We start from the raw sequence: 3,238 nt of genomic DNA on the forward strand, positions 1-3,238 counted from the left end.
AACCGGAGGCTCGGGGGCCGGGTGACTGCGGGGAATTCGCCAGCGCGCGCAGGTGATTCCTCGCCTGGTACAGCTAGCGGGCAGCCACCTCACATGTCCAATAAGCTATCAATTTCTCGGACCACCTCCTTCCCTGTGTACGGCCGAAGGTACCCGCTGCAAGCCACACCGACAACTGATTTCAGCGATCGCTGACGATGGCCAGGGCCTGTTGCGTCGCGGGGAGATGCACTAGCTACCGCGACGGCGTGCAAGGACCCACCTACGGCGGCTAGGTCGTCTTGATCGGGGCGGGAGTCGCTGCGATCTCATTCAACTTTCGGATGTTCGTGACGACGTCGCGGCTCTCACGCGCCGCGATGGACGCGACTATCTCCTTGAGCAGGCCCATCAGCCCCGGTGGGTCGTAGATCAGTTCCGCCTGCGCCGACACTTTTTGATCCAGGGCCCAGATCGTGGCCGGGTGCGCGATTCCCGGCTCGAGGGCGAGAATCGTGGCGAATGTCCATGCGTTGTCGCGGAGTGTTTTTACGGCCTCGCCGATGAGGAATATCTCGTTGCTCGTCAGTGCGTGGTAGAGGTCGGCCAGCACAGGCGACAATTCGTCAATCTCGTCGACAACCCCGCTGACCTGGCTGATTAGTACGTCGTTGACGGTATTGAAGTCGTTGTGCAGCGCGCCGAGGTTTGCTGGCGGCGCGACCGCTTCAGCGGCAATGCCGAGATCCAGATCGATATGTGCATTCACGCCGGCCAACAGATGCTGCAGGATGATTGGCTCTGGTCTATCCGCTGCATCGAACGCCACCCGCCAACAACGTGCCGGCTTCGCGAAGTGCGTCGGGTGGAAGTACCCGTTGAGTGCATCGAAGTAGCGGCTGGCGAAGATGGCGTCGAAGCGCTGCATACGCGGCGCGTCCTCGAACATCCCTTGCGAGACCGCAGCACCGATCGCGATCGTGATCCGCTTGTACAGCGCTGCGAAATATCCCAGACGGCTCGAAACGGAGATGGACCAATCGATGATCGACTCGATCGCTTCGACGACCTCGTCGATCGTCGTGACTGTCGGTATCGGCGGAAGCGGTGGTGGAGTTGCCGCAGCGCCGGACGGCGTTGCCCTGCGCCGTGATTCGAACCGGTTCATCTTATGCCTAGCCCCTAGGGAGAGCGCCTGATTCGCCTTTCGGCATATCGCCACATTGTTGAGGCGAACGGGTCCGACAAGGAAGAAAGCGGTCCGTTGAGCGGACCGGCAAGTTGGCGAAGCTTCCGACAACCGAATTCAGCGGTCGCTGACGATGGCGGCGTCGACCAGCTCAGCGAACTCCGACACCATCGGCGCTCGTGGCAACGTCCGGCCGTCGAGCGTGTGCACGCGCGCAGCCAGCGTCATGCTCGACACCAGCCAAATTCCCTGTGCGGCAAATAGATCTGCGACGCGCAGGGCGCGGTAGTCGCAGTCGTATCCTTTGGCACGGGCAACCGCGAAGAGTGCCTGCTGTGTGGTCCCGCGCAGGATCGGATACCACGGTGGCGGCGTCAACAGGCACACGTTGCCGGCGGCTCCGTCACCACCGGTGGCGATCACCACGGTCGAGCGTGGGCCCTCCAGGACGTAGCCGTCCGAGCTGACGAAGATGACGTCGCCGGCGCCGTGGCGGTCGGCGTGCCGCAGAGCGGCCATGTTGATCGCGTACGACAAAGTCTTGGCGCCGGCCAGTAGCCACGGCATCGCGTCGACACCCGCCGACGGCAGCTCGCGCGGCAAGGTCACCGCGGCCAATCCGTCGCGTCGGGTGGCGGCGATCCGTTCGGCGAGCGGATTCACCGTCACGAAGGCGGTCGGCGCCGAACCACGTTCCCGGCCGCGGCTAAACACCAGCCGCATCGCGCCTTCGCTGTCGGTGTCACCCACCCACTGCTGCGTCGCTACCTCGATCGCATGCCGCCAGGCGGCCAGGTCAGGCTCGGGCAGGTCGAGCAGTTTCGCCGAGTGGCCCATCCGGCTCAGATGTGCATCGACCAGGCAGGCGCGGCCGTCGCGGACCAACAGTGTTTCGAAGACGCCGTCGCCTCGCACCGCGGCGAGGTCGTCGGCAAACAGCAGCGGTGTGCCGGGCGGATGCACCTCGCCGTCGAGCGTCACGATCACGCCCGGGTGGCCAGTCATGGGTAAGAAGCCTATCGCCGTGGACCCGTAGAGTTGGTGTGTGTCCGCAGTTCCCGCCCCCGAGACCGGCCCCGACGCCGGTGCCATCTGGCACTACGGCGACCCGCTGGGCGAGCAGCGCGCCGCCGAAACCGGTGCCGTCCTGGTGGATCGGTCACATCGCGGCGTGCTGACCCTGACCGGCGACGACCGGCAAACCTGGCTGCACAGCATCTCGACGCAGTTCATCAGCGAACTTCCGGACGGCGCGAGCACACAGAACCTCAGCCTCGACGGGCAAGGGCGAGTCGAAGATCACTGGATCCAGACCGAGCTCGGCGGCGTCACCTATCTGGACACCGAGCCGTGGCGCGGTGGGCCGTTGCTGGATTACCTGCGCAAAATGGTGTTCTGGTCGAAGGTCACGCCGGAACCGGCCGATCTGGCAGTGCTCTCACTGCTGGGATCGCAGCTGAGCGAGCGAGCGGTGCTCGACGCGCTCGGACTTGACACGTTGCCCAACGCGATGACGGCCGCGCCACTGACCGGCGGCGGCTTCGTGCGCCGGATGTCTGAGGCGCGCCCGGGCCAGATCGAGTTGGACGTGCTCGTCGACCGTGGCGACTCCGCCGAGCTGCAGCGGCGGCTGACCGGCGCCGGAGTGCGTCCGGCGGGAGTCTGGGCCTACGAGGCCCACCGGGTGGCGGCGGTACGCCCACGGCTTGGCGTCGACACCGACGAGCGGACCATCCCGCACGAGGTGGGCTGGATCGGCGGTCCGGGGTTAGGTGCCGTCCACCTGGACAAGGGTTGTTATCGCGGTCAGGAAACCGTTGCGCGGGTGCATAACCTGGGCAAACCGCCCCGCATGCTGGCGTTGTTGCACCTCGACGGGTCGGTGGACCGCCCGGGCACCGGTGACGCGGTGTTGGCCGGCGGACGCGCGGTCGGCCGGCTCGGAACCGTGGTCGACCATGTCGATCTGGGCCCGGTGGCCTTGGCGTTGCTGAAGCGGGGGATACCCGCCGATACCGCCCTGAGCACTGGCGGCGGCGGCGAAGTGGCGGCGATGATCGACCCCACCTC

The 3,238-nt window shown here is 66.0% G+C and carries 3 protein-coding genes; 1 reads left to right on the forward strand and 2 read right to left on the reverse strand.

The features are described 5' to 3' along the window. Nucleotides 1-271: 271 nt before the first annotated feature. Both VN856_RS02075 and VN856_RS02080 read right to left on the reverse strand, forming a co-directional pair. A complete protein-coding gene (locus VN856_RS02075; RefSeq protein WP_325685664.1) occupies nt 272-1,147 on the reverse strand; it encodes a DUF5995 family protein in 876 nt (291 codons plus the stop codon). A gap of 138 nt (nt 1,148-1,285) precedes the next feature. Beyond that, nucleotides 1,286-2,155, reverse strand: a complete 870-nt coding sequence (locus VN856_RS02080; protein ID WP_325685668.1) for an aminodeoxychorismate lyase — start codon at nt 2,153-2,155, stop codon at nt 1,286-1,288. A gap of 58 nt (nt 2,156-2,213) precedes the next feature. On the opposite strand from VN856_RS02080, the gene VN856_RS02085 reads away from it, so the two are divergent. Next, the coding region (locus tag VN856_RS02085) for a folate-binding protein YgfZ (RefSeq protein WP_325685666.1) at nt 2,214-3,238 on the forward strand (1,025 nt) is incomplete at its 3' end.

Source organism: Mycobacterium sp. (assembly GCF_035603715.1).
In the GTDB taxonomy this organism is placed as follows: Bacteria; Actinomycetota; Actinomycetes; order Mycobacteriales; family Mycobacteriaceae; genus Mycobacterium.